Raw genomic sequence first — 25,595 nt, forward strand, 5'->3', positions numbered from 1 at the left:
GTCAAACCGCTATCGTATCCCGCCGCGCATGGTGTTGCGCCGCCAGCTGTTCGCGCCATTCTGGCGGCGCGATGGCGAGCATGCGCTCGGTGCGCTGGGCGAGCGTGAGCCCGCGCAGATCGGCCACGCCGTGCTCGGTGACGATCACCGCGGCGTCGCTGCGCGGCGTGCTGACCGGCCCCGAAAGACGCGCGACGATGCGACTGCCATGCCGCGTGCTGGCTGCGAGCGCGACGATCGCGACGCCCCCGTGCGAGCGCGCCGCGCCGCGCATGAAATCGAGCGCCCCGCCCACGGCGCCCACATAGCGACCGCCGGCAGCTTCCGCATTGACCTGCCCCGTCAAATCGACTTCGAGCGCCGAGTTGATCGCCACGAACCGGTCGAGGCTGCCGAGCACGTCGATGTCGTGCGTATAGGCCGTGGCGCGAAACTGAATCTGCGCATTGCGGTGCGCATGCGCGTAGACCTTGCGCGTGCCCATCATCGTGCCGGCCACGCTCACGCCTCGATCGCGCGGCTTGCGGGCATTCGTCACCACCCCCGCTTCGATCAGATCGACCACAGCGTCGCCGATGGTGCCGCTATGCACGCCAAGGTCGCGCCGGTCGCGCAACTGCGCGACGATGGCCTCGGGCAGCGCGCCCAGCCCGAACTGGATCGTCGAGCCGTCTTCGATCAGGGAAGCGGCGTGCTGCGCGATGCGCCGCTCGATGTCGCCGGCCTGTGCGGCCGGCGCTTCCAGTGGCGTGCGGTCGGTATGGATCAGCACGTCGAAATCATCGCCGCGCAACATGCGCTCGCCGTAGGTCCACGGCGCCGCCGCGTTCACCTCCGCAATGACCACGCGCGCGCTGTCGATCAGCGGCACGAGATACTCATGGGCGATCGAGAGGCTGTAGCGGCCCGCCTCATCCGCGGGGGCAACTTGCAGCAGCAACACGTCGATGCGATTCGGACCGCTGGTCAGCGCGCTGCGAAACTGCGAGTAGTGACACGGAAGGATATCGAGCACGCCTTCGCGTTCGAGGCGCCGGTTCGTTCCCGACGCGCCATAGGCCATGAAGTCCACGCAGTCGGCATACGCGGGCTCGAGCGTGTCGGACCACGACGCGCCCACGAACACGCGAAAGCGCCCGCCTATCGCCTTGCGCTGCGCCATCAGCAGCGCGGTGAGCGTGCACGGCTCGGCTCCGCACTGGCCCCATGCGAGCGTGTCGCCCGGGCGCACGTACTGCGCGAAATCGAGCTGCGCGGCGTCGACGATGCGCGCCGCGCGCGGGCCGCGCGTCATCAGACGGGGTCCCAGCTGAAGACATCGGCGGAAACATCGAGCGTATGGAACGATTTTCGCAGCGCCGGCATGGCATGCTCGGCGATCGTCTCCGGCGTCCAACCCTCGCCGCGATGCACCGAACGCACGGGGCGCGGCTGGCTCATGAGGAAGATTTCGTTGTTGCGGACCGCGAAAATCTGACCCGTCACGTCGGCGGCCTGCTCGCTCGCGAGGTAGACGGCGAGCGGCGCGATCTTCGCGGGCGTCATCTGCTTGATCTTGGCAACGCGTGCTTCCTGTTCCTGCGAATCGATCTTGATCGAGTTGATCATGCGGCTCCACGCGAACGGCGCGATGCAGTTCGAACGGACACCGAACTTTTCCAGATCGAGCGCGATGGATTTCGACAGGCCCGCAATGCCGAGCTTCGCGGCGCTATAGTTGGCCTGCGCGAGATTGCCGATCAGCCCGGACGTGGACGTCATATGCACGAACGCCCCGCTGCGCTGCTCCTTGAAGTGGTCGGCGGCGGCGCGCGAAACGTAGTAAGAGCCGTAGAGGTGAACCTTGAGCACGGCGTCCCACTCCTCTTCGCTCATCTTGTGGAAGAAGCGGTCGCGCAGGATGCCCGCGTTGTTCACCACGCAATCGATACGGCCGAACACGTCCAGCGCGTTCTGCACGATGCGGGCGGCGCCGGCGGCGTCGGCCACGCTGTCGGTGTTCGCCGTGGCCTGGCCGTCGAACGCCGTGATCTCGTTCACCACGGCTTGCGCGGGGCCGTCGTTATGGCCCTCGCCGGTGAGCGTGGCGCCCACGTCGTTCACCACGACTTTCGCGCCGTGGCGCGCCATCATGAGCGCAATATCGCGGCCAATGCCCCCGCCCGATCCCGTCACCACCACGACCTTGCCGTCCAGCATTCGTTGCGTCGTCATCGTTTTCGCTCCTCCAGCCCGCGTTGCGCCGGGCATTCATTCGATTTGAATCGTGATGCGGCAAGCTGTGCCGTTCGTGTTGCAGCTTGACGCATCGGCCAAAGCTGCACAATTTGGATATGCCGAACGCCTGTTTCGGCCAGGATTAACCCGTACTATCGCTAATGGCGTGCGTTGCGCCGCGGCGCAATAATGGCTGGAGTCTGCTCGCCCCTCATGTTTTTTGCATCCCTCTAACGAACGAGCTGACGGACATTGGAGTCACGGCAAGTCAACCCATGCATTTCGATCTCGTCGACCTGAAGCTCTTCACCCACGTAGCCGAGGCGAGCAGCCTCACGCGCGGCGCGGAACGCGCGCACCTGTCGCTGCCCGCGGCGAGCACGCGTATCAAGAATCTCGAAGAACAGGTGGGCGTGAAGCTCTTGAGCCGCACGAGCCAGGGGGTCACGCTAACGGGCCCCGGCGAGACGCTGCTCGCGCACGCGCGCCGCGTGCTCAAGCAACTCGAGCAACTCACGGGAGACTTGCAGGAATATTCGCAGGGGGTGAAGGGCCATGTGCGCGTGTTTGCGAACACCACGGCGATGAGCGAGTTCCTGCCTGCCGTGCTGCGCACCTACCTCATCAATCATCCCGACGTGTACGTGGACATTCACGAGCGCCTTTCGCCCGATATCGTGCGCGCCGTGCAGGACGGCACGATCGATATCGGCATCGTGGCCGGCAATGTGCGCACCGAGGGACTGCAGGTGCTGCCCTACCGGCGCGACCGGCTCGTGCTCGTCACCGCGCTCAGCCACCCGCTTTCGCAAGCGAGCGAGATGGCGTTTGCCGATACGCTCAACTACGACTTCATCGGGCCGCCCGACGAGAGCGCGATTTTCTCGTTTCTCAAGCGCGCCTCGTCGGATCTGCAACGCACGATACGCTGGCGCATCCAGATCGGCAATTTCGAAGCCGCGTGCCGCATGATCGAGGCGAACATCGGCATCGGCGTGCTGCCCGAAGGTACGGCGCGCCGCCACGCGCAAACCATGTCGCTCAAGATCGTGCCGCTCACCGACGAGTGGGCCGTGCGCAAACTGCAGATCTGCATGACCGACCGCGATGCGCTGCCGCTGTTCGCGCGCAAGCTCGTCGATCTGCTAGTGGCCGACGGCATCGGCCGCCTCGAATAGCCCCATGACGCGGCGCGCGTGCTGCGCGCCGCCCCTCTCGACTAGCGCCCGCCGGCCGCCCGAATCATGTTGCGCGCAATGACGATCTGCTGGATCTGGCTCGTGCCTTCGTAGATGCGGAAGATGCGCACATCGCGGTAGAAACGCTCGATGCCATAGTCGGACATATAGCCCGCGCCGCCGAAAATCTGCACCGCGCGGTCTGCTACCCGCCCGCACATTTCGGATGCGAAGAGCTTCGCACACGCGGCCTCGGTGCTCACGTTCTGGCCGGCGTCGCGGCGGCGCGCCGCGTCGAGCACCATGCAGCGCGCCGCGTAGAGTTCGGTCTGGCTATCGGCGAGCATGGCCTGCACGAGCTGGAACTCGGCGATCTTCTCGCCGAACTGCTCGCGTTCTATCGCGTAGCGCAGCGCGTCGTCGAGCATGCGCTGCGCCACGCCCACGCAGATCGCCGCGATATGAATACGCCCTTTGTCGAGCACCTTCATCGCGGTCTTGAAGCCCACACCTTCTTTGCCGCCGATGATGTTCTCCGCGGGCACCTTCACGTCCTCGAAGATGACGTCGCAGGTATGCGCGCCGCGCTGGCCCATCTTCTTGTCGCGCTTGCCGAAGCTGATGCCGGGCGTTTTTGCGTCGACGATGAACGAGGTGATGCCGCCCGCGCGCGGCTCGTCGGGATTGGTGCGCGCCATCAGCGTAAACATGCCGGCCTGCGGCGCATTCGTGATGAAGCGCTTGGTGCCGTTCACCACGTAGTGGTCGCCGCGCCGCTCGGCGCGCGTCTTGATCGATGCAGCGTCCGAGCCCGCGCCCGGCTCCGTGAGCGCGAAGCTCGCGATGATCTCGCCGCTCGCAAGCTTCGGCAGCCATGTTGCCTTTTGCTCGTCGGTGCCGTCGATCACGATGCCCTGCGAGCCGATACCTACCGTCGTGCCGATGATCGAGCGAAACGCGGGCGAAGTCTTGCCGAGTTCGAACATCACGAGCACTTCTTCTTCCATCGTGAGATCGAGCCCGCCGTACTGCTCCGGGATGGTCAGGCCAAAGAGGCCCATGGCCTTCATGTCATCGACGATATCGGCCGGAATTTCATCGGTTTCGGCCACGCGCTCTTCGTTCGGCACGAGACGCTCGCGCACGAAGCGCGCGACGTTGTCGAGCAGAACGTTCATCGTTTCCTGGTCGCGAATCATGGTGTATGCCCTGCAATCGTTGATCGGGCGGCACGATGCCGCCCGTGAGGATGACAAAATCAGGAATGCTCAGTGAGCGCGCACGGCGCGTTTGGCCATTTCGCGCAGTGGCTGCTTTTGCAGCTTGCCGCTGGCCGTGGTCGGAATCATGTCGATGGTCACGATTTCCGAGGGGCGCTTGTAGGCCGAGAGCCGCTCGCTCAGATAATGGGCGAGATCGGCCGTGTCGATCGTCGCGCCGTCCTTCGCTTCCACGAACGCCACGACTTCCTCGTTACCTTCGGCGTCGCGCCGCCCCACCACGGCGCTCTGGCGCACCGCTGCGTAGGTGTTGATGACCGACTCGACTTCGATGGGATACACGTTGAAGCCCGAACGGATGATGAGATCTTTCGAGCGGCCCACGATGAAGAGCGCGCCGTCCGCGTCCAGCCGGCCGAGGTCGCCGGTCTTGAGCCAGCCTTCCGCATCGAGCACTTCGGCGGTCAGGCCCGGCTCGCGGTAGTAGCCGTGCATGACGCCGGGACCGCGCACCCACAACTCGCCCGCTTCGCCGCGCGGCACATCGTGACCGTCGGGCCCGACCACGCGCAACTCGGCACCCTCGACGATCTCGCCCGAAGACACGTCCTTGCGCGGACGGTCCATGCGTGTGATGAATAGCGAGCCCGCGTACTCGGTCATGCCGTAGCCGTGATGCAGCGGCATGCCGAAGAGCGCTTCGACCTGCTGCTTGAGCGTGGGATCGAGCGGACCTCCGCCCGTGTACAGGTAGCGCAAACGGGGCGCATGTACCGTGCCGCCGTGCTCGCGCACATAGGCGACGATGCGCGTGAAGAGCGTCGGCACCCCCTGCAGGATGGAGATTTCGGAGGCGGCGAGCGCTTTCACGACCTCCTCGGCCGAAAAGCGCGCGGCCAGATGCAGGCTCGCGCCCGCCTCGAAGGTGGCGAGCAGCAGCGTGGCGAGTCCGAAAATATGCGACATCGGCATGACCGCGTACGCGCAGTCCGCCTGTGTCATGTCGCGCGATGTCGCCGAGACATGCGCGAAATGCAGCAGGCCGCGATGCGTGGCCATCACGCCCTTGGGCTGGCCCGTCGTGCCCGACGTGTAGATGAGCACCGCGACCTCGTGCGCGAGCGCTTCGGCCTCACGCACGGCGTTGAGGTCGGGCGCCGCCATCATCAGCGGACCGAGCCCGGCGGGCGCGATCTCGCGCGCCCGATAGCGCACGCCATGACGCAGCGCGTCGGGCGAAGCACCATGCGTAAACAGCATGAGCCGCGGCCCGCAATGCGCGCGAATCGTCTCGATCTCGCGCTCCGAGAGCCGCGCATTGACCACAGCCGGCCACGCGCCGATTTCGGATAGCGCGAACAGCAGCGTCACCACGGCCGAGCAGTTTTCGGCCACGACGAGCACGCGGTCGCCCACGTCCACGCCCTGCTCGCGCAAAAACCGCTGCGCCTGCCCCACGTCGCTCCAGAGCTGCCCGAAGCTCGTCACCCTTGCTTCTTCGCGTATCGCCACGGCTTCGGGCGACGCCTGCGCCCAATGCCGCGCGATATCGCTGATCTTGCGCGCCGCTCGCCTCACCACTGTCACCTCCCGTCGTTGCTCTTTGACTGCGTACGGCGCGCCGTGGCACGCCGCATCGCGACAGGTATCAGTGTGGTTCAGGCGCGGCCTGCCAACAATTCGTTTTCGATAAAGCCGGCATTCGTCTGCCGAGAAGTCGGAATTCACCCCGATGGCCGGGGCTTCGAGGTGATTATCTTCTCGACCGGGAGCGTGCTCGGCGGGCGCTCAGCCCTCGTGAGTGACGCGTGCGAGGCGCCCTGCGCAGGCGCTGCCGCCAGTCACTCCATCTGCGCCGCCGCACGCTCGCCTCCCATCGTGCCCCGGGAAGCGCTATTCGCCCGATGAATCGCCACGATGCCCGCGAGCGACACACAGGCCGGCACGGCCGCCGCGAGAAAGAGCGCCGACGACGACCACTGCAGGTGCAGGAGCGCGCCGCCCAGCACCGGGCCGACGACCGAGCCGATACGCCCCACGCCGAGGCTCCAGCCGATGCCGGTCGAGCGCAGCGAGGTCGGATAGTAGGTCGCGGCGAGCGCGTTGAGCGCGGGCTGGCCGCCGATGATCGTAAAGCCCGTGACGAAGATCGCCGCGAACATCGCGGCCACGGAGACCATCACAGCGGGATTGCCGATGGCGGCCGTCGAGACGATGGCGATCAGGAACGTCGTGGCGAGCACGCGCGTGAAGCCCGCAAGGTCGATGATGCGCCCGAGCAGCAGCGTGCCGATCACACCGCCGCCCCACAATGCCGTGCCGGCGAACACGGCGGTCCGGGTCGAATAGCCGGCGTCGCGGATCACGGTCGGCAGCCAGTTCGAGAGGAAATACATGGCGAGCAGGTTCGAGAAGTTCACGACCCACAGCAGCACGGTCACCCGCGCGCGCCCTTCCTTGAACAGCTCGACGAACGGCACGCCGCGCGAGCGCGTTTCCACGCTCGTGAACTGCACGCCGGCCGGCAACGCGAGCGCAGGCGCCACGCGCGACAGATTGCGGCGCACGCGCGCCTGCGTGCGCTCACCACGGCCGCGAAACAGGAGGAACTGGATCGACTCGGGCAACGCGAGCCACATCAGCACGCCGAGCACGAGCGGAATCGCGCCGCCTACGAAGAACACGGCACGCCACCCGAACGCGGGAATCAGCGCCGCGGTGATCAGGCCACCCACCACGCCGCCCAGCGTGAAGCCGCACGAGACGATCATCATGAGCGTGACGCGCATGCGGCGCGGGCTGTACTCGCCCGCGAGCGCCATCGCGTTCGGCATGATGCAGCCGAGACCCAGCCCCGCAACGAAGCGCCAGGCCACCAGTTGCGCGATCGAATGCGCGAAGCCCGTTGCGACCATGCACGCGGAAAAGAACAGCGTCGCGCCGATCAACACCGGGCGGCGGCCGATCTTGTCGGCGAGCGTGCTGAACGTGAGCGAGCCCACCAGCATGCCAAAGAGGCCCGCACCGAACACCGGCGAGAGCGTCTCCTTCGCGATGCCCCACTCGCGGATCACGACCGGCGCCACGTAGCCCATGGCCTGCACATCGAAGCCGTCCATCACGAGGCACAATGCGCACAGCGTGACCACGAGGAGCTGATACCGCCCGAACCGGCTTTCGTCGATGATGCCGGTAACCTCCACCGCCTTGTTCATGCAATGTCTCCAATCATTGTTATGTCGTCCCGATCGCTCTGTGGCGACTAAAGTTCGAGTACCAATCGCCCGCTTTTCGCTCGCGAGCAACAGGTCATCATGCGGGTTTGCGTGTCGCGTTCGGCGCGCGTGAGCACCACGTCGCGATGGTCGATCTCGCCCGCCAGCACGCGCACCTCGCACGAGCCGCACAAGCCTTCTTCGCAATCGCTTTGCACGTCGATGTTCGCGCGGCGCAGCGCGTCGAGCACGGTCTGGTCGGCGCCCACGTTGAGTACGAGCCCTGAGTCTTTCAGCTCGACTTCGAACGCCTGCTCCCGCGAGGGGTCGAGCTTGCCGCCGGTCGCCGCGAAATGCTCCACGCGCAGTGCATCCTCGGGCCACGCCTCGCTGCACGCTTCGAGTGCTTCGAGCATGCGCGCCGGTCCGCACGCGTAGACGCGCGTATGCTCGTCGACGTACAGCGCGGCAAAATCGTTGCGCGAGCCTTCGTCCGAAACGTGCAGATGCAGGCGCTCGCCGTGCAGCTGCGCGAGTTCGTCGACGAGCGCCATCGTCCTGCGCGAGCGCCCGCTATAGTGCAATTCGTAGTCGATGCCCAGTTCGCGCGCGCGGCGCGCCATGGCGCTTACCGGCGTGATGCCGATGCCGCCCGCAATGAAGATCGCGCGCCGCCCCTCTTCGTCGAGCCGGAAGTGGTTGCGCGGGCCGCGTATCTTCAGGCGCATGCCTGCGTGCAACGTGTCGTGCACCCAGGCCGAACCGCCGCGGCTTTGCATTTCGCGTAGCACGGCGATCTCGAACGCGCCCGTGTCGGCGGGGTCCGAGCAAAGCGAGTACTGGCGCGAGATGCCCGTGTCGCCGCACTCCACGTCGATATGCGCACCCGCCGCCCAGCGCGGCAGCGCGCCGCCCTCCGGCGCGACGAGGCGCACACGGACGATGCCTTCTGCCACGGCGTCCACACGCTCGACCACCACAGGCCGCGAAAGCGCGTGCGCCGACGGCTCGCCAATGCGCACCGCCACGTGCGCGCCGAGCAGCGCCGGATTCGCGCGCTCCGGGTTTTGCGCGGGGTCCCATTCCACGAACAGATGCTCAGGACCCCGGAACGACGTGTTGGGAACATACGTGAACGCCTGCTCGGCCAGGCGCATGTGCGGCAAGCGGCGCGTGAATTCTTCGAGGAAGATCTGCATCTCCATGCGCGCGAGGTTCTTGCCCATGCACTGGTGCGAGCCATAGCCGAACGTGACATGGTCGCTCGCGTTGTCGCGGCGAATGTCGAACAGGTCGGCGTCGGCAAAGTGGCGCTCGTCGTGATTCGCCGAGGACGTCACGATGAGCAGCTTCGAACCCGCCGGAACGTCGATGCCGCCGATTTGCACGTCCTTCGTTGCGAGGCGCCGCCAGGCCGCGACCGAGCCGTTGTGGCGCAAGCACTCCTCCACCGCGTTCGGAATGAGGCTCGGGTCCTCGCAGATCTCGCGCCACGCATGCGGGTGCTGCAGCAGCAGCTTCATCGCGTTCGCCGTGGCGTTGGCCGTGGTCTCGTGCGCGGCCACGATGCCGGCCATCATCATCGAATGCAGATAGGAGTCCGTGACGACTTCGGGATGTGTCTTCTGCTTGCGAATACCGTATTGCATCCAGCCCGGGCCGTCCGGGTTCTGGCGCATCTTGTCGAGCACCTTGCCCGCGAACCGCCAGAAGTTGCCCACCGCGTGCGCCACTTCGACCTGCTCTTCGGGGCGCGGCCGCCCCCACGTATTGACCGTATGCGCAATCGAATACTTGCGCAGCAAGTCCATGTCCTCCTCGGGCACGCCCAGAAAATGCAACGCCACGGTGAGTGGCACTTCCCAGAGCATCTGGTCCACGAGGTCGGCACGCCCTGCGTCGATGAAACGGTCCACGTACTCGCGCGTGAGGCGCCGCACCATCGGTTCGTGGTGCTTGAGATGTTCGGGCGTGAACGGCTCCATCAGCGCGCGGCGGCGCGGCATGTGGGCAGGCTCGTCCTCGTTCACGAGCGTTCGGTTCATGGCGTAGCCGTACGAGTCCAGCACCGCGTTCGCCTCGGGACCGGTGGGCGTGATCTTTTCGAGCGCAATGGAGGGCGAGAACGTGAGGTTGTCGCGAAAGATCGCCTTGATGTCGTCGTAGCGCGTGACCACCCAGTAGCCAAGCTGCGGGCTGTAGAACACGGGTTCCTGCTCGCGCGCCCAGCGCACGTACTCGGGCGGGTCCTGCTGGTAGCCGTCGCTGAAGGGGTCGAATGCCGCGGCATTGGCACTGACCGGGCAGCGCGACGTGGCGGGCGACGTCCGGTTCGCGGCGTGGGGAAACGGGCAGCGGCCCGTCGATGGGGAAGGTGTCTCGCTCATATGCCTCTCCTGCATCCTGCGTGCATTACGTTTTGCGTAACTCTAGTACGCATTGCGTAATTACGAGATAGGGGTTAACGTGCAAGCTCAGCAGGCACTATGCCGCCCCTACGCGCCCTAAAATCCGCGTGAACCCAACCGATATCCCAGCGTCCCGTCCAGTATGGAAAGCAGGAAAACCACTCCCCGTCGCACCACGGCCAAAGTGGCCGACGCCTCGACGTCGCCCAAAGTCGCGCAAGAGACGAGGGCCGTAGCCGCGCCGCGAGAGCGCCGGCAGCGCGTGCAATCCGCGCAAACCGGCATGGCCGTGCTCAAGGGTCTCGCGCGCCTGGGCGGCCGCGCGAGCCTCTCGGGTCTCGCCGCTTGCGTGGGCGAGAGTCCCGCAAAGGTGCATCGCTATCTCGTGAGCCTGATCGAGGAAGGCCTGGTCGCGCAGGACACCGCCACCCAGCAGTATCGGCTCGGCGTCGAGGCAATGATGATCGGCGTGGCCGCCATGCGTCAGGCCGATCCGGTGCGCATTGCGGAGCCCGCGCTCGTGCGCCTGCGCGAGACGCTCGAAGTGACGTCGTTCGTCGCGGTGATGGGCAACAAGGGGCCCACGATCATCCGTTTCGAGGAACCGGGGCTGCCCGTGACCGTCAACGTGCGGGTGGGCTCGGTGATGTCGCTGCTATGGTCGTCCACGGGCCGCGTGTTTCTCGGCCTGCTCGACGACACGCGCGTGCTCGCGCAAGCTGAAGAAGAACTCGCCCACGCCGATGCTTCGTTGCGCGCGCAACTGAGTGCGAGCGATCCGATCGGCACGCTGCGGCGCGACGTGCAGCAAGCGCGCTGCGCGAGCGTGCGCGACACGAATCTCAAGGGCATCAGCGCCGTTTCGGCGCCGCTCTTCGATCACACCGGCAAGCTCTGCGGCGTGCTCACGGCGCTGGGCGCCACGGGCGGCTTCGACGCCACGGCCGAGGGCCCGAACGGTCGCGCCGTACGCCGCGAAGCGGACGCCGTGAGCGCCCTCCTCGGCTACGTGGCGAGCAGCGCTTAACGCTTCGTCAGCGCATAAAAAAACCCGGTTCAAAACTGACCGGGTTTTTCCTTTTTCTGAACGACGTTAGCGAGCCACCGTCTTTGCGTCCGCGTCGGTGAGGGTATCCAGGAACGCCATTACGTCGCGGATATCCGAGTCTGACCAGACCGGTTTGCCGCCCAGGTGATTCGTCAGCGGCTCCGTCCTGGTATCCACATTACTGCGCAGATTCTTCGGCAGGTCGTCAAACTTCACGACGTGGCCGTGCGCGTCTTTCGAATACCACTTCTCCGGGTTCGTGTCGCGCTCGACATAGAAGCGTAACGAATCTTCCAGCGTATGGTACATGCCATTGTGAAAGAAGACGCGTCGCGTGGCGACGTTGCGAAGCGTGGGCGTGCGGAACATCCCGCAGAACCACTTCTGCTGCTTCGCCTCGTCTTGACGCAGCGGCCCACATAACCCCATGTCGAAGAAATTCGGATCGCGGTTGGCCGGAATTTCCATGTTGCGTGGCACACCCAGCGTCTGAAAGTTGTAATCCGTCAATGCCGGATGCGCGCCGTGAGCGCCTTTGTTGATCAGGTGACAGCTTGCACAGTTGCCCTTGTCCGGGTCGCTGAACAGCGCCAATCCGTGCGCTTCCTGTGGCGTGAAATGCTCCTTGCCGTCGAGCACCCGGTCGAATTTGCTGGAGTACGGCGCGAACGACAGATCGTTGAACTGGAATGCCTGCAATACCTTTCCGAGGTCCGCCAGCGCCTGCGTCGGCCGCGAGAAAATGTCCTGACCGAATGCTTCGCGGAACTGCTGTGCGTAGGCGCTTTTGCTCAGCTTCTGCGCTACGTCCTCCGCGCTGCTGTTTGCCATTTCATCCGGATTGAGCAGGGGAAATGCAGCCTGATCCGCGGGGGAGTTGTAGCGTCCATCCCAGGTGTATCCGCCGCTGGGCTGATTGTCGCCGTCCTCGAGACGCTCTTTCAGGCTATTTGCCTGCGTGAACGTCCAGTAAGGCACAGCACGCAGATAGCGCAGCGACGGCGCCGAGCGCAGTCCGGCTCGATCGAGGTTTGGACCACCCAACTGGACTGCCAGACCGTTCGGCGGCCCATAGGCATTCGCGGGGCTGTGACAGGAGGCGCATGACTGCTTGCCGGAAGCCGACAGCGACGGATCGAAGAACGCTGCCTTGCCGATGGCTGCCAGATCAGGCGCAGGTGCTTTGACCGTGGCTGCCTGAGCGTCCGGTGCATGTTGGTCGCATGCGCAAAGCAGGCAAATGCAAAGGGCCGTTGTGAGAACAGCCCTTAGAGGAAATTGGCGCATGACGGATCAGGAAAAGAGCCCGGTTCGAGCCGAGAACCGGGCCAGGACAACAAAGTTCTTGTGAGACCGCTACGGATTAGCGGTTATCGATGTTGGCCGATGTGAAGATCGGCTTGAGCGATGCATCATCTGCGTAGCCGAGATACGAGCCGATGCCGAAGTTGTCTTCGAGCGAACGCAGCAGCGCGTAGTGGTTGTAGCCCGTACCATCCACGTGACCGCCCTTGATGAACGGCGACAGCAGAAGCGTACCGATCTGATCGCCACCGACTCCGAGGTAGTTCAACGCAATCGACACGCTCCGCACGGATGCAGGCAGCGTCGCCGGGTTGATACCGAGCAGGGCTGCTTGAGCCACCGGCAGCGTGGACATCGTGACCTGTTCCGGACGCGTCACGTTCGGACCCGTTTGCTGGTTGCAGCCCGGGCACTGGTTGCCCATTTCCGGCTCCAGCAGGGAAAGCGTCGTGCCATCTGCGCTGAGCGACGTTGTCGGCGTCAGTCCGGTCACGACGCCTTCGTCCGTCGTGATGATGATCAGGCCGTCCTGCTTGTAGGCGGGCGAAGCCTGAATCAACGGGATCGTGTTCTTCAGGAACGCGTCGATCGAAGCCAAACCGCCAGGCTGACCGTTTTTGCAGCCCTTGCCCGCCGCGCCGGTACCGTCACCATCATGGCCATCGTTACACAGGTTCGGCGTGATGAAGGAGAAGTTCGGCGTAGAGGCAATCGACTGAAGATCCGTTGCCAGGTTGTCTTGCAGGTTGACCACGTGCGCGTCGCAGTTGGCCAGATCATCGATGGTCGAATGGAAATACGGGAACGGATTGTGACGCGTTGCGTACTCATCGCCTGCCACGTCACCCGAAGCCGAAGGAGCCTGCGCGGCCTGCGTGCCGTCCACAGCCTTCGCCGGGTCCGAGCCCGCAAGCTGCGCGGTACGGCGCGGGAACGAACAGGTTCTCGTGCCGTCACGGTTCAGGTCGTTGCCCATGTCCTCGTTGTAGCTGCGCCACGTGAGCTTGGCCTGTTCCATCTGGTTGCCAATATGCTGCACGCGAGCCGGGAACACGCAGCCGCCGCTCGCGTGGCCGTTTGCGTCCGTACCTGCCTTGAGAACCTTGGGGTTCGCCGAGTCGTTGCCGGCATCCACGATATCGGACCACAGCTGGAAGCAGTCCGTTTCGGTGTCGTGCGTCGACGGCTGACCCGACACCATCGATATGTAATTGTCCAGCGAAACGTGGCCGGTGCCGTAGTAGTTCGAAAGGAACGTGCCCTGCGGCATCAGCGATTTCAGGTACGGGTCCTGGTTCGAATCCGAGGCCGTCGTGCCGTACGTCGATTCCGCGCTCTTGTTTTCGAGCACGATAACCCAGACGTGCTTGATCGCCTTGCTCGAAACGACGGTTGCAATGTACTGATCGCTCGCGGCCTTCACCAGGGTGTTGCCGTTGGTATTGAAGTCGCCCAGCAGGGCGTCCGGCGTCGTGCCGATCTTGTTCGCCAGTTGCGTTTGAGCATCCGACTGCGACAGGCCGCTGTCGATCAGTTGCGAGAGCTGCGTCGTGATCGCGCTGACGGAACCGACGCCACGCGGCGAACGGAACGTAGCCGTCCCGTTGAACGCCGTGCCCATGTTCTTGCCCGATGCGTCGTTCTCCGTGGCGCCGCTCAGGTCGGCCACGATGTACTTCCACGACCCCTTGCTCGTATCGGAGATCGAGAACTTGCCCTGGGCATCCGAGCGCGCGACCGGCTCGCCCGGGTCGCACCTGCCGTTGTTGTTCACATCCAGGCAGACTGCCGCATTCTGGATATAGCTGCCGAGCACCTGACCGGTGACCTTCGGTCTGCCATCTGAGCCGTTGCTTCCGCAACCAGATAACCCCGCCAATACGCCGATGCTCGCCAGCATCGCGAGCGCACCCCTGCGCGACTTTATTTTCTTCACAACCGTCCCTCGTTATAAGTCGGACACACCCGACGGATTTTGACTCGCGGAAAGCTTATGAAAGTTGTGTTACACGCTTGTTAAGAAGTTGTTGGGTAAACATAAAATGACTGCGTTTTACGGCTCCACGTTCGAAAATCGTTCAAAGGAATCATGCTTGCGCACACAACCACATGCCGCACGGGGTGAGGCGCCGCTATCGCGATTCGCGGCCCGCCGCGGTGCAACCGGCTATCATGTGAATTCACACCGTAGATGGAACGAATCAATCACATGGCTTCCCCCCAGGAAAACATCAGCATGGCGGTGTTCTGCGACTTCGAGAACGTCGCGCTCGGCGTGCGCGACGCGAAGATCGACCGCTTCGATATCAAGCCCGTGCTGGAACGGCTCTTGCTCAAGGGCAGCATCGTCGTGAAGAAGGCCTATTGCGACTGGGAGCGCTACAAGGGCTTCAAGGCCGCGATGCACGAGGCGAGCTTCGAGCTGATCGAAATTCCCCACGTGCGCCAGTCGGGCAAGAATTCGGCCGATATCCGCCTCGTCGTGGACGCGCTCGATCTCTGCTATACGAAGTCGCACGTGGACACGTTCGTGATCGTGAGCGGCGACTCCGACTTTTCGCCGCTCGTCTCGAAGCTGCGCGAGAACGCCAAGAAGGTGATCGGCGTGGGTGTGAAGCACTCCACCTCCGACCTGCTCGTCGCCAATTGCGACGAATTCATCTTCTACGACGACCTGGTGCGCGAACTCGAGCGCGAACAGCACACGCACGGCAGGGGCAAGAACAAGGACGGCGGCGGTGCGAAACGCCAGGGCGGCGACGAACGACAGCCGAAGCAGGACGGCGACGAGCGCAAGTCGAAGGCCGTGGCCTTCGCGATCGAAACGCTCGACGCGCTCGTGCTCGAGCGTGGCGAAAGCGGCAAGATCTGGGCTTCGGTGCTCAAGAGCGCCATCAAGCGCCGCCGGCCCGACTTCAACGAAACGCGCTACGGCTTTCGCGCATTCGGCAATCTGCTCGAAGAGGCGCAGTCGCGCGGGCTGCTCGAAGTGGGCCGCGACGACAAGTCGGGGACCTGGGTGTCGCGGCTGAACCCGCCCCCGCTCGCGGCTGCCGCCGCCAGCGTGTCAGCGCCGGAAAGCACGGCGGCGCGTGCCGAGGAGCCGCGCGGCAGGCGCAAGGGCCGTCGCAATGGCCGCGCAAGCAGCGCGGCGGAGGTGCGAGAAACCGCAGTCGAGCAACCGGCCGAGACGCAAGGCGAAATTCCGTTCGAGCCGGTCGAGGCGCTTGCGCAAGCAGCGCATCGGCACGAAGCCGAGCCGCCCTTCCCCGCCCTGCCATTCGACGCGAACGAGAACACCCACTCGCCGCAAGAGGCCTACGAGGGGCATGCGGCGCCCGAGCCGGCCGCCGATGTCGAACCCACCGCGCCCGCCCCCGCGCGAGCGCGCAAGACGGCAGCTCGCAAGAGCCCCGCGCGCAAGAAGACAGCGAAGAAAGCGGCAGAAACACCGGCCAGTTCCGTTGACGAACCGGCGAGCCCGGCAGCAGCGCCGGCTGAGCCCGCTGCCAGGAAGGCGCCGTCGCGCGCGCGTCGCGCGCGCAGCAAGGCCGCAGCGGAAGAAAGCTGACAATGGCGTGACGCGCGCCGCTCTAAGTGGGCGGCGCGCAGCGCATCGGTCAATCGCCGAACGGATTCGCGGGGCGTTTGCCCTTCGCAGGCGGCGCATCTTCACTCGCGGGCGCAGTATCGCCGAAAGGATCCTGCTTGCCCGACGGCCCCGCCACTCCAAACGGGTTTGCGGCCTGCGCGGGTTTCGATCCACCAAATGGGTTCTCAGCGCCGGCGCGCTTCGCTCCCCCGAACGGATCGCACGTGCCGGCCTGCTGGCCGACATCGTCCTCCACGGCTTCATCCTTTGCCTGCGCGATGTTGTACTCGGCCTGCACCTGCTCCAGCACGCGCGCCACGCTCGCTTCGAAGCCAGCCGCGTTGTGAAAGTGCTGCATCGTCCAGTTGCAGCCGCTGCGGTCGGGCTCCTGCAACTGCGGGCGCGGCACGCCGATCTTCACGCCGTCTTCGACCACCTCCTGCAGCTTGTGGATGCGCCGATGCACTTCCTCCTGCAGCCGCGAAGCATTGAGCGTCTTGCGCAACATTGCAAACCTCCTTTCCTGTACGCGTCACGTCGCGCGAGTCTAGCGCAATGACTCGCTCGCGTCGCTACGTGGCCGACGCGTTCATGTGCGCGAGCGCATCGCGCATCGAATCGCTCGGCACCACGAGTTGTCCCGTGAACGGCGTATCGAGGTCGGCGATCACGTAGACGGCCGACGAAATCGACACCGCACCAAGGAAGATCAGCACGATCGCCAGCGCGTTATGCGGCGCGACGAGCCCGAAGCTCAGGAAGATCAAAATCAGCCAGAGCGCGAGCATCGTGAAGAACGGCCGCGAAATCGTGCCATGCGCCTCTTCGATCAGACGCCACCGCGTATCGGTCACGCGGTCGAACATCTGCGAGAGCGGGCCCACGAGCGCCTGGTGATAGGCGTCGCGTGGCGCGAGCATTTCGATTTCGTGCCCGACTGAGTTGAGCAGCGCGCCGAGCGGCCGGCTTTCGAGTTCGTCATTGCCGACGCCCGGATCGTGTGGATAGTAGTTACCCGGCGGCGGCTTTTCCTGCGCCCAGGTCGAGGCGATGGCGCTTGCCGTATACGCGCGCAGCAAGGTGCGCGCCGCGGCCGCGTCGGGACCGTATTCGCGCAGGCGTTGATCGAGCTGAATCAGGTCGGCGGCGTAGGCGCGCATGTCGTTGGTCGCCGTATCGAAGCTCGATTTCGCGGACGCGGTGAGCAGGCTCAGCACCAGTGCCGCAAAGGTCACCAGCATGCCGATTACGAGTTGCACGAGCTGCACGGTTTCATGCTTGCGATGCTCCTCGGGCAATAGCGGCCGCAACAGCACGCCGAGGCCCGTGCCGCCGAGCAGCAACGCAAACACGAGCAGCGCCGACTGGATCTCGGTCATGGCGACGGCCTGCGCTCCTCGGCGGCGGCGTTGACCACCTGTGCGGCGGTGTCGGTGTGCGACGCCGTGGGTGCCGAAGGCGCTGCGTGCGCTTCAGCGCCGCCAACGCTCAATGCGTCGATGCGCGTATGAATCTCCTTCGCCTGCGTCTCGCCCGGCACGAGGTCCGGATGCGCCCGCGGCACGGCGAGCTTCCACGCGGCGTCCAGCTCGCGCCGGATCGAATCGTAGATCTCCTTCGAAATCGAGCGGTCCTCGTACATGGCCTGCACGCGTTCGCGCCCTTCACGCAGCGCGTAGAGCAGCAGCATGCGCCGCTCGAGCACGTCCGAAGCCTGGCCGAAGCAACGGCGCACGTCCGCGAGCCCATGCTCGGCGGTCGCGATGCGCGCCTTGAGGATCGTCTTGAGCAGCGCCGCGAGGCGCTCGCCCAACAGCGGCGTGAGGCTGCGGTCGTTGAAGACGATCAGCTGATGCAGCACCACGCGGCGACACATCAGGAGTTCGAAGCGATCGGCGAGCGCGTCGCCGTATGGCTGCCGCACGCGCAGCCAGCGATAAAGCAGCCGCGCGACACGCATCTCGATCGTATCGGCCAGTATTTTTGCGGCCGCGCGCTGATAACCGAGCCGCCCGCCCACGCGCGCCTCTTCGATCATGGCATCGGTGTTGCGCATCATGGCGTCGAGATTGCGGATCGTAATGATGCCGCTGCCATACTGCGGAATGAGGTCGCGCTCCTTCGCCGCGAGCGTCACGAGGCCGATGACGAGACGCTCGCGGTCCGAGAGCGCCGCCTCGAAATCGAATGCCGTCGCGCTGATGTCCACGCTGCGCCGGAACGTATGGCAGGCCTGGTCGGCGATCGCATCGGGAATGTGAAAGGTGCGTGCCGCCATATGCACGCGCTCGGATACGCCGATCGACGAAAGCTGCACCGCCTTTTGCTGCAGCGCCTGCTCCTGGGGCGACAGCAGATCGAGGCGCAGCCGCCGGATCAGCAGCTTGAGCGACGTGCCGTTCACGATGAGGCTCACGAGCACGAAGCCCGTCGCGAGGATCGCGACGAAGCGGCGCGTGGAATCGGGCAGCGCCGTGTCCTGCGCGAGGCCCAGCGCGAGCACGAGCGTCACCGCGCCGCGCAGTCCACCCCATGCAATCACGAGCTTGTAGGCCGCGCTCACGGGCTCGGTGAGCCGCAGGCGGCTCAGTAGCGGCAGCATGCCGAACACCACGACGACGCGCGCCGCGAACGCCGCCACCACCACGACGGCGAGCGCGACGAGATCGATCCATTGCGCGTCACGCAGCGTGGCCGGAATCTGCATGGCCGCGAGCAGAAAAATCGCTGCGCCCGCCATGGCCGCGATCTGTTCCCAGATCAGTTGCAGATGCTTCCAGTTCACAGGCGACAGGCGCGTGCTCCCCAGCCCGCTGATGACGAGCCCGGCCGCGACCACGGCTACCACGCCCGAGACGTGCAACATCTGGTCGGCGAGGAGATAGAGCGGATACGGCAGCGCGAAACTGAGCGAGATCTCGGCTTTGCCCTCGCCGCCCAGCGCCGGCAGGAGCCACGCGAATGCGCGCCCGGCCAGCGCCCCGACCAGCAGCCCGCCGCCGAGCGCGATGCCGAGCGCACGCAGCGCGGCCGTTGCCGAGACATTGGCCGCGTCTCCTGTGATCGCGGCGATCAGCACGCCGGCGATGGCAATGGCGGCCGCATCGTTGAGCAGGCTCTCGCCTTCCACGAGGCGCACGAGCCGCTCGGGTGCACCCACTTCGCGGAACACGGCGAGCACGGCGGAAGGGTCGGTGGTCGCGATCATCGCACCGAGCAGGAGGCCGTCGGCAAGCGGACCGAGGCCCGTGAGCCGGACTGCGCCGCCCACCATGCCGGTCGCCACGAACACGGCCACCACGGCAAGCAGCAGAATCGGCGCCGCGTCGCCGAGCATCTCGCGCACGTTCACGCTGAGCGCGGCCTGGAATAGCAGCGGCGGCAGGAAGATCCACAAGTAAGCCTCAGGCGGCAGCCGAGGCGCAAGCGCGGGCATCACGAAGTTCGCGGCGAGCGTGGGCCAGGCCTCGCCGCTCACGAGGTAGATGCCGCCCAGCGTGAAACCCCACCCGGCGAGCAGCACCGATTCGGAAATCGACCAGCGCAGGCTCACCGCCTGCACGAGCGCGATGCTCGCCAGCAGAAAGCCGCTCAGGAGAAGGACGTGGATGACCATGGCGTGCAACCGTCACGGCGCCGGCAGCCACACCACCGTCAACGACCTCACCCCTTGTGCCCCCTGGATCAACACGCCTTCGATATCGGCCGTCGCGGACGGCCCTGTGACGAGCGCCGCGTAGCGCGCGCTGCGAAAATCGTCGCGCCGGTACGCGTCCTGCAGCCCCGCCACCAGCTGTGCGGGATCGAGCAGCACCACGAGATGCTGCACGATATAGCCGAGCGCGTTCACCACGTACTCGCACTCGCTCAGCCATAGCGATCCCGTTTCCGCCACGCCGAAGCGTGCGCGCACCACGCCCACGTCGACGTCTTCGAGCGAGGCCGGCTTCGTGACGGCGCTGATCTCGCGCGTGCCCTGGACCTCCGGCGTGGCCGACGCGATACGCGCCTCGCTGCCAAAGCGGCGCAGGATCATGGCGCGCACCTCGGCCCCGCTTTGCATCTGCGTGTCGCTGCCGCCCATCAGTTTGAGCGCGGCGCCAAAGCGCTCGCGCAGATCGCCGGCGGGCGCTTCGAACAACGGCACCTCGGGCAACGGTTCGTGCGCGGGTTGCGCGGCGCGCACGCGCGCGAGAAACGCCTCACGATCCGCCATCGCCGCCTCCCTTGCGGTTTTTCCGGTACCACGCATGGAACGTCGTGTGCGGCACGTGCGGCAGATCGCGCTGCTTGCCCCAGATATTGAGCGGGTTGTAGAGCATGAAGTTCGGCAAGCGCCGCAACGCGCCCTCGAGCGATTTCACCGTGCCGCGATAAAGCGTCGGACTGCCGAGCAAGCGGCCAGCCATCTTCAGCACTTCCTGCTTCACGAAGGGCACCTCGTGCTGTGCCGCGATGACCTGCCGCCACTGGTAGATCTGCTCGTGAATATTGATCTTCACCGGGCACACGTTCGTGCAGCTGCCGTTGAGCGTCGAGGCGAACGGCAATGCGCTGAAGCGTTTGAGGTCGAAGGTCGGATTGATGATCGCGCCGATCGGCCCCGCATAGGTGCTGCCGTACGAAAGGCCGCCGCTGCGCCGGTACACGGGACAGGTATTCATGCACGCGCCGCACCGAATGCACTTGAGCGAATACCAGAACTCGGGCATGGCCAGCCGCTCGGCCCGGCCGTTGTCGACGAGCACGAAATGCATTTGCGCACCGGGCCGCGGCGCGCGGAAATGCGAGGTGTATTGCGTGATTGGCGAGCCGAGCGCGCTGCGCGAGAGCATGCGCACGAATACGCCGAGATCGGAAAGGCGCGGAATCAGCTTCTCGATGCCCATCGAGACGATGTGCAGCGGCGGCACGTTGGCGGAAAGGTCCGCGTTGCCCTCGTTGGTGCAAACCACCACCGTGCCCGTTTCCGCCACCGCGAAATTGCAGCCGGTCATGCCCGCCGTTTTCTCGCGCACGAACCACGGCCGCGTATTCATGCGCTGGCTTTCCGCCAGATAGTGAATGTCGTTGTTGTGCGGGTCCGTGCCGATGGTGCGGCCGAACACTTCGGCCACGTCGTCGCGCAGCTTGTGCACGGCGGGCACGACGATATGGCTGGGCGGCTGCTTGTCGAGCTGCTGGATGCGCTCGCCAAGGTCGGTCTCCATCACCGAAATGCCGCGCGACTCCAGATACGGACGCATCTCGCACTCGTCGGTGAGCATCGACTTGCTCTTCACGAGCGCCGTCATGCCGCGCTCGCTCAGGATGCGATAAACGATTTCGTTGTGTTCCTCGGCCGTATCCGCAAAATGGACCTGCACGCCATTGGCTTGCGCCGTGCGCGTGAAGTGGTCGAGGTAGTCGGCGAGATGCGAGAGCGTATGCGCCTTGATTTGCGAGGCGAGCGTGCGCAGCATTTCCCACTCGGGAATGGCATGCGCCTGGGCGTCGCGCTTCGAGCGCAAGTCCCATAGACGCTTGTCGTGGAAGGCGACGTGCTCCGGCCGCGAGAGAAACGTGCCGGCGAGCTTCGCGTGTTCGACTCGCTTCATTCGCGCGCTCCGTTGAGCACCTGGGCAATGTGGATGAAGCGGATGTCCGCGCTCATGCGCTCGGCGCAGCCCTGCTGGTGCATGAGGCAGGACATGTCGGCGGAAACGATGTATTGCGCGCCCGCGCTCACGTGATCGACCACCTTGTCCTGGCCCATGCGCACCGATACCGCCTCTTCGGTCACGGCGAACGTGCCGCCGAAGCCGCAGCATTCGTCGGGGCGCGCCGGCTTCACGAATTCGATGCCCTTCACATGTTCGAGCAGCGCGAGGGGCTTCGAAAACGTCGGACCCGCGATTTCCGAAACCGAAGCTTCCTTCAAATGGCGCAGCGCGCTGCAGCTATTGTGCAAACCCACGCGCCAGGGAAATTCGGCCCAGGGGAATTCGCGCGCGCCCAGCACGTCGTGCAGAAACTCGACGAGTTCATAGGTGCTCTCGCGCACCTTACGTACGGTCTCGGTCTGCTCGATCGCGGTGAAGTGGTCGCGCACGTGATTCACGCAGCTCGCCGACGGGCCGACGATATAGTCGTAGCCCGCGAACGCGCGCGCAAATACCCGCTCCGCGCCGGCTGCCTCGGCCTGCGCGCCGCTGTTGGCCATGGGCTGGCCGCAGCAGGTTTGTTCGAGCGGATAGTCCACCTCGCAGCCGAAACGCTCCAGCAGTTCCAGTGTGGCGATTGCCACCTCGGGGTAGAACGCGTCGATGAAGCAAGGGACGAACAAGGCAACTTTCATGCGCGGGCTCACACGAAAAGCGGACCCGAACATTCTACTGCCGAACGGCGCGGGCGTCGCGCGAAGCGTGTATGCGCTGCGCGTTGCCGCGGTGCATCATGCTGCGCCGCGGCTTTTCACTCAGAAGTTGTGGCGAATGCCCGCGATCACGGCAAGCTGCTTGTCGGAGTTCGAATTCACGAGGTTCGGAATCTGCGCCAGATTCTGCGTCGCCCCGCTCGCGGCATCGATCCCGAGACCCGCCCCCGACGACTTCTGGCCGATCGCCACCGCATAAACTGCCGTGCGCTTGGAGAGGCTGTAGACCGCGCCCAGATTGATCTGGTGAAGCCGTGTGGACGAGCCGCCGTCCGGGTGAGCGTCGTTGAAGATGTAAGCGAAGCCGAACTGCAGCGCGGGCGAGTATTGCCACGACGTATTCAGCTCGGCGATATCGAACGAGATGTCCGCGCCCTGCGGCCGTGCCGCATCCGCGAAATACTGGCTCTGCGAAAGAAGCGTATGGGTATAGCTGAGCGCCACGCTAACCTTGTCGAACGCGTACGAGCCGCCCGCGCCGAAAATGCTCACGCGCTGCGCATTCTGTAGTTCGCAGTACGACGCATTCGGATTGCTGCAACTGAAGTCGCCGATATAGCCGCTCTCCCCGCCCAACGCCGCCTGCAGCGGATTGCGCAACTCGAGGTAGCCGGCAGAAAGCGAAAGCGGCCCGTTGGCGTAATTAGCCGCCACCGACCAACCGCGGTTCTGCGAGAAATTCCCCGCCACGCCGCCGAAACTGAACAGACCGCCTATCGTGAAGCCGCCGAAACTCGGGCTCACGTATTTGATCGAGTTATTGAAGTTGAACGCTTCGTTGAGATTGTCCACGTCGCCGAAGTGCGAGCCATAGAGCGTTGCCCAGTTATTGCTCGACACATAGGCGCCCAGATCGTCGGAAAACGGATCGTACTGGCGACCCAGCGTGAGCGTGCCGTAGTGGCTATTCGCCACGCCCACCCAGGCGTTGCGGTTGAAGAGCGTGCCGCCCTGCAGGAGTGCGCCGTTCTGCGAGAAGAAGCTGTTTTCGAGCGTGAAATTGACGCTCGTGCCGCCGCCAATGTCCTCGCTGCCCGTGAGACCCCAGCGCGACGGCACGAGGTTGCCGCCGCCCAGTTGCCAGTTGGCGTGGCCGCTCGTGCTGCCGTCTGCGTGCGTGGTCTGCTGGTTGGTCGAATAGATGAGGCCCGCGTCCACCGTGCCGTAAAGCGTGACTGAAGATTGCGCGAGTGCGCTCGTCGCGAGGGCGCACGAAGCCAGCGCCAGCGCTGTGCGATTGACGAGATTTGCCATGTCGTTGTCTTGTCGAAGGGAGATGGGCCGCTGCGCTGCATGCGCGTGCGCGGCCGAAGCGCGGCGCCGGGAGCGCGCCGCACGAGTCAGGAACTGCGGGAATCGAGGGCTTGACGCGAGACGCGTCCCGGGCAAGTCGTTATTGGCCGAAGCGCGCGTAGATGTCCGGCCGCGAACGCTTGAGCACGAAAGCAATCAGCACGCCGATCAGCGCCACCGCGAGCACGACCCATGGGAACGCACGTACGACCGGGCTATCGGAACCGGCGAGCGCGTCGAGATTGCCGATCAGCACGATGCCGATGGAGAGCAGACCGCAGCCGCCCAGCACCGGCGCGAGGAACGCGTGCCACAGTCGCGTGTCCTTCTTCGTGGCGCGGAAAAACGCCGCCACCGAAAAGCTCGTGACCGCCTGCAGCATGACGATGCCGATGGTGCCGAGCGCCGAGCCCCAGCTGAACACGATGTTGAACGGATCGCTGCCCGCGAGAACGAAAAGGCCCACCGGCACAGCGACCGAAAGTGTCTGCAGATAGCTCGCGAGATACGGCGATCCATACTTCGGATGCAGGCGATCGAGCACCGCGGGAAGAATCCCCTCACCCGCAAGCGCGTGGATGTAACGCACGATCGTGTTGTGGAACGACAGCAGGCTCGCGAAGATGCTGGAAAGCAGCAGGAAGCTCATCGTCGTGGTCATCGCGCCGCCCAGGTACTTCGTCGACTGGATGAACCAGAAGTCGCCCGGCTGTTTCGTCGCGACGTCCGTGACGTTGCTGATGCCATAGGCGCAAACGATAGCCCACGTGACGAACGCAAAAAACACGAGAATCAGCGTGACGGAAACATAGGTGGCGCGCGGCACCGTCACCTTCGGGTCGCGGCACTCCTTGCCGTAGATCGCCGTGGCCTCGAAACCGATGAACGACGCGAGCGCGAACATCACCGCGATGCCGAGGTGGCCGCTGAAAACGTGGCGCGGCGAAAACGGCGCGAGCGTCAGGCCATCCGGTCCACCATGATGAATCACGATCGCGAGGCTCAGCAGCAGCAGGATGCCGAGTTCGAGACACATGAGCACGCCGAGCAGGCGGCTGTTCAGGTCGATGCCGCGAATGCCGGTGAACTGCACGACGACGAGGCACGCGAATGAATACGCGTACCACGGCAGCGAACTATGCAGCAGTGGCCCGAGCACCACCGTGCAGAAGAAACCGAACAGGCCGTACAACGCGATCTGGATGCTCGTGTACGAGAGCAGCGCGACGAGTGCGCCGGCCATGCCAACAGGTCGGCCGAAACCCGCCGTGATGTACGCGTAGAACGCGCCGGCACGCACGATGTGGCGGCTCATTGAAGCGAAGCCCACGCTGAACACGAGCAGCACGACGCCCGCGATCACGAATGCGCCGGGAATGCCCGCGCCATTGCCAAGGCTGATGGCAGGTGGCACCGCGCCCAGCATGCCGGTGAGCGGCGCCGCCGCGGAAATGACGAGAAAGACGATCTGCCAAAGCCCGAGCAAGCTGCGCTGTGAGTCCACTGCCGCGTTGTCTCCAACGAGGTGAGCGGGAGAAGAATACGGTTCGTTCATCGTTGCCTCTGCGGGTGTCTGTTCTGGGTTCGCCATACGACACGATGAAGAACCGCGTGCCTCCGGCGCTCGACGAATCGAATTTCCCGATTCGGATTGAGCGCATGGTAGGCAGCTAATAAACTCGCCGACTTGGCGCAACGCGCCAA

18 protein-coding genes and 1 pseudogene are annotated in these 25,595 nt (G+C 65.0%); 3 read left to right on the plus strand and 16 right to left on the minus strand.

Features of this window, described 5'->3' with window-relative positions; translation table 11 throughout:
- Position 1: 1 nt before the first annotated feature.
- Both BFD71_RS06380 and BFD71_RS06385 read right to left on the minus strand, forming a co-directional pair.
- On the minus strand, positions 2-1,294 hold the full coding sequence (locus tag BFD71_RS06380; RefSeq protein WP_069262473.1) for an acetyl-CoA hydrolase/transferase family protein: 1,293 nt from the start codon (positions 1,292-1,294) through the stop codon (positions 2-4).
- On the minus strand, positions 1,294-2,199 hold the full coding sequence (locus BFD71_RS06385; protein ID WP_069262474.1) for an SDR family NAD(P)-dependent oxidoreductase: 906 nt from the start codon (positions 2,197-2,199) through the stop codon (positions 1,294-1,296). The genes BFD71_RS06380 and BFD71_RS06385 overlap by 1 nt, the downstream gene beginning before the upstream one ends.
- 293 nt (positions 2,200-2,492) lie before the next feature.
- On the opposite strand from BFD71_RS06385, the gene BFD71_RS06390 reads away from it, so the two are divergent.
- A complete protein-coding gene (locus tag BFD71_RS06390; protein ID WP_069262475.1) occupies positions 2,493-3,395 on the plus strand; it encodes a LysR family transcriptional regulator in 903 nt (300 codons plus the stop codon).
- Positions 3,396-3,436: 41 nt separating this feature from the next.
- Here the strand turns inward: BFD71_RS06390 and BFD71_RS06395 are convergent, their stop codons facing one another.
- The 4 genes from BFD71_RS06395 to BFD71_RS06410 form a co-directional block, all read right to left on the minus strand.
- On the minus strand, positions 3,437-4,594 hold the full coding sequence (locus BFD71_RS06395; RefSeq protein ID WP_069262476.1) for an acyl-CoA dehydrogenase family protein: 1,158 nt from the start codon (positions 4,592-4,594) through the stop codon (positions 3,437-3,439).
- A 69-nt stretch (positions 4,595-4,663) separates the two neighbouring features.
- On the minus strand, positions 4,664-6,196 hold the full coding sequence (locus BFD71_RS06400) for a class I adenylate-forming enzyme family protein (protein WP_069262477.1): 1,533 nt from the start codon (positions 6,194-6,196) through the stop codon (positions 4,664-4,666).
- Between the two features lie 260 nt (positions 6,197-6,456).
- Positions 6,457-7,830 carry an MFS transporter gene (locus BFD71_RS06405; protein WP_069262478.1) on the minus strand — a complete coding sequence of 458 codons (1,374 nt, stop codon included), beginning with the start codon at positions 7,828-7,830 and terminating at the stop codon, positions 6,457-6,459.
- A gap of 47 nt (positions 7,831-7,877) precedes the next feature.
- Positions 7,878-10,217: a cytochrome P450/oxidoreductase gene (locus BFD71_RS06410; RefSeq protein WP_069262479.1), complete on the minus strand. Its 2,340-nt coding sequence runs from the start codon at positions 10,215-10,217 to the stop codon at positions 7,878-7,880.
- A 163-nt stretch (positions 10,218-10,380) separates the two neighbouring features.
- Between BFD71_RS06410 and BFD71_RS06415 the strand changes: the two genes are divergently transcribed.
- Positions 10,381-11,265, plus strand: coding sequence for an IclR family transcriptional regulator (locus BFD71_RS06415; protein WP_083245101.1), 885 nt, complete (start codon positions 10,381-10,383; stop codon positions 11,263-11,265).
- A gap of 66 nt (positions 11,266-11,331) precedes the next feature.
- Here BFD71_RS06415 and BFD71_RS06420 read toward each other — a convergent pair whose 3' ends face one another.
- Together BFD71_RS06420 and BFD71_RS06425 are read right to left on the minus strand one after the other, a co-directional pair.
- The gene (locus BFD71_RS06420; protein WP_069262481.1) at positions 11,332-12,573 is read right to left on the minus strand and encodes a cytochrome-c peroxidase; all 1,242 of its coding nucleotides are present in this window, start codon (positions 12,571-12,573) and stop codon (positions 11,332-11,334) included.
- A gap of 76 nt (positions 12,574-12,649) precedes the next feature.
- Positions 12,650-14,527: an alkaline phosphatase family protein gene (locus BFD71_RS06425; RefSeq protein ID WP_083245102.1), complete on the minus strand. Its 1,878-nt coding sequence runs from the start codon at positions 14,525-14,527 to the stop codon at positions 12,650-12,652.
- A gap of 273 nt (positions 14,528-14,800) precedes the next feature.
- Between BFD71_RS06425 and BFD71_RS06430 the strand changes: the two genes are divergently transcribed.
- Positions 14,801-16,162 carry an NYN domain-containing protein gene (locus BFD71_RS06430; RefSeq protein ID WP_083245103.1) on the plus strand — a complete coding sequence of 454 codons (1,362 nt, stop codon included), beginning with the start codon at positions 14,801-14,803 and terminating at the stop codon, positions 16,160-16,162.
- A 292-nt stretch (positions 16,163-16,454) separates the two neighbouring features.
- Here BFD71_RS06430 and BFD71_RS06435 read toward each other — a convergent pair.
- The 8 genes and pseudogenes from BFD71_RS06435 to BFD71_RS06470 form a co-directional block, all read right to left on the minus strand.
- Positions 16,455-16,691 (minus strand): annotated as a pseudogene (locus BFD71_RS06435) (hypothetical protein); the annotation flags it as partial.
- A 64-nt stretch (positions 16,692-16,755) separates the two neighbouring features.
- Positions 16,756-17,562: a bestrophin-like domain gene (locus BFD71_RS06440; RefSeq protein WP_069262483.1), complete on the minus strand. Its 807-nt coding sequence runs from the start codon at positions 17,560-17,562 to the stop codon at positions 16,756-16,758.
- A complete protein-coding gene (locus BFD71_RS06445; protein ID WP_069262484.1) occupies positions 17,559-19,799 on the minus strand; it encodes a cation:proton antiporter in 2,241 nt (746 codons plus the stop codon). Before BFD71_RS06445 ends, BFD71_RS06440 begins: the two co-directional genes overlap by 4 nt.
- Positions 19,800-19,811: 12 nt before the next feature.
- Positions 19,812-20,399, minus strand: a complete 588-nt coding sequence (locus tag BFD71_RS06450) for a LutC/YkgG family protein (protein ID WP_069262485.1) — start codon at positions 20,397-20,399, stop codon at positions 19,812-19,814.
- Positions 20,386-21,780, minus strand: coding sequence for a lactate utilization protein B (locus BFD71_RS06455; protein WP_069262486.1), 1,395 nt, complete (start codon positions 21,778-21,780; stop codon positions 20,386-20,388). The genes BFD71_RS06450 and BFD71_RS06455 overlap by 14 nt, the downstream gene beginning before the upstream one ends.
- On the minus strand, positions 21,777-22,520 hold the full coding sequence (locus BFD71_RS06460) for a (Fe-S)-binding protein (protein WP_069262487.1): 744 nt from the start codon (positions 22,518-22,520) through the stop codon (positions 21,777-21,779). Before BFD71_RS06460 ends, BFD71_RS06455 begins: the two co-directional genes overlap by 4 nt.
- Before the next feature lie 120 nt (positions 22,521-22,640).
- Entirely contained in the window at positions 22,641-23,852 is a 1,212-nt protein-coding gene (locus tag BFD71_RS06465) for a porin (protein ID WP_069262488.1), read from the minus strand.
- 139 nt (positions 23,853-23,991) lie between these two features.
- On the minus strand, positions 23,992-25,446 hold the full coding sequence (locus BFD71_RS06470; RefSeq protein WP_083245105.1) for an APC family permease: 1,455 nt from the start codon (positions 25,444-25,446) through the stop codon (positions 23,992-23,994).
- Positions 25,447-25,595 lie beyond the last annotated feature (149 nt).

Source organism: Paraburkholderia nodosa (assembly GCF_001718195.1).
Taxonomy (GTDB): domain Bacteria; phylum Pseudomonadota; class Gammaproteobacteria; order Burkholderiales; family Burkholderiaceae; genus Paraburkholderia; species Paraburkholderia nodosa_A.

Bases quoted from the DNA above. Each gene is read 5' to 3' on its own strand.
- BFD71_RS06430 (WP_083245103.1), top strand. From the start codon at position 14,801: ATGGCTTCCCCCCAGGAAAACATCAGCATGGCGGTGTTCTGCGACTTC.
- BFD71_RS06450 (WP_069262485.1), bottom strand. From the start codon at position 20,399: ATGGCGGATCGTGAGGCGTTTCTCGCGCGCGTGCGCGCCGCGCAACCC.
- BFD71_RS06465 (WP_069262488.1), bottom strand. From the start codon at position 23,852: ATGGCAAATCTCGTCAATCGCACAGCGCTGGCGCTGGCTTCGTGCGCC.
- BFD71_RS06405 (WP_069262478.1), bottom strand. From the start codon at position 7,830: ATGAACAAGGCGGTGGAGGTTACCGGCATCATCGACGAAAGCCGGTTC.
- BFD71_RS06415 (WP_083245101.1), top strand. From the start codon at position 10,381: ATGGAAAGCAGGAAAACCACTCCCCGTCGCACCACGGCCAAAGTGGCC.
- BFD71_RS06460 (WP_069262487.1), bottom strand. From the start codon at position 22,520: ATGAAAGTTGCCTTGTTCGTCCCTTGCTTCATCGACGCGTTCTACCCC.
- BFD71_RS06420 (WP_069262481.1), bottom strand. From the start codon at position 12,573: ATGCGCCAATTTCCTCTAAGGGCTGTTCTCACAACGGCCCTTTGCATT.
- BFD71_RS06440 (WP_069262483.1), bottom strand. From the start codon at position 17,562: ATGACCGAGATCCAGTCGGCGCTGCTCGTGTTTGCGTTGCTGCTCGGC.
- BFD71_RS06390 (WP_069262475.1), top strand. From the start codon at position 2,493: ATGCATTTCGATCTCGTCGACCTGAAGCTCTTCACCCACGTAGCCGAG.
- BFD71_RS06470 (WP_083245105.1), bottom strand. From the start codon at position 25,446: ATGAACGAACCGTATTCTTCTCCCGCTCACCTCGTTGGAGACAACGCG.
- BFD71_RS06395 (WP_069262476.1), bottom strand. From the start codon at position 4,594: ATGATTCGCGACCAGGAAACGATGAACGTTCTGCTCGACAACGTCGCG.
- BFD71_RS06410 (WP_069262479.1), bottom strand. From the start codon at position 10,217: ATGAGCGAGACACCTTCCCCATCGACGGGCCGCTGCCCGTTTCCCCAC.
- BFD71_RS06380 (WP_069262473.1), bottom strand. From the start codon at position 1,294: ATGACGCGCGGCCCGCGCGCGGCGCGCATCGTCGACGCCGCGCAGCTC.
- BFD71_RS06385 (WP_069262474.1), bottom strand. From the start codon at position 2,199: ATGCTGGACGGCAAGGTCGTGGTGGTGACGGGATCGGGCGGGGGCATT.
- BFD71_RS06455 (WP_069262486.1), bottom strand. From the start codon at position 21,780: ATGAAGCGAGTCGAACACGCGAAGCTCGCCGGCACGTTTCTCTCGCGG.
- BFD71_RS06445 (WP_069262484.1), bottom strand. From the start codon at position 19,799: ATGGTCATCCACGTCCTTCTCCTGAGCGGCTTTCTGCTGGCGAGCATC.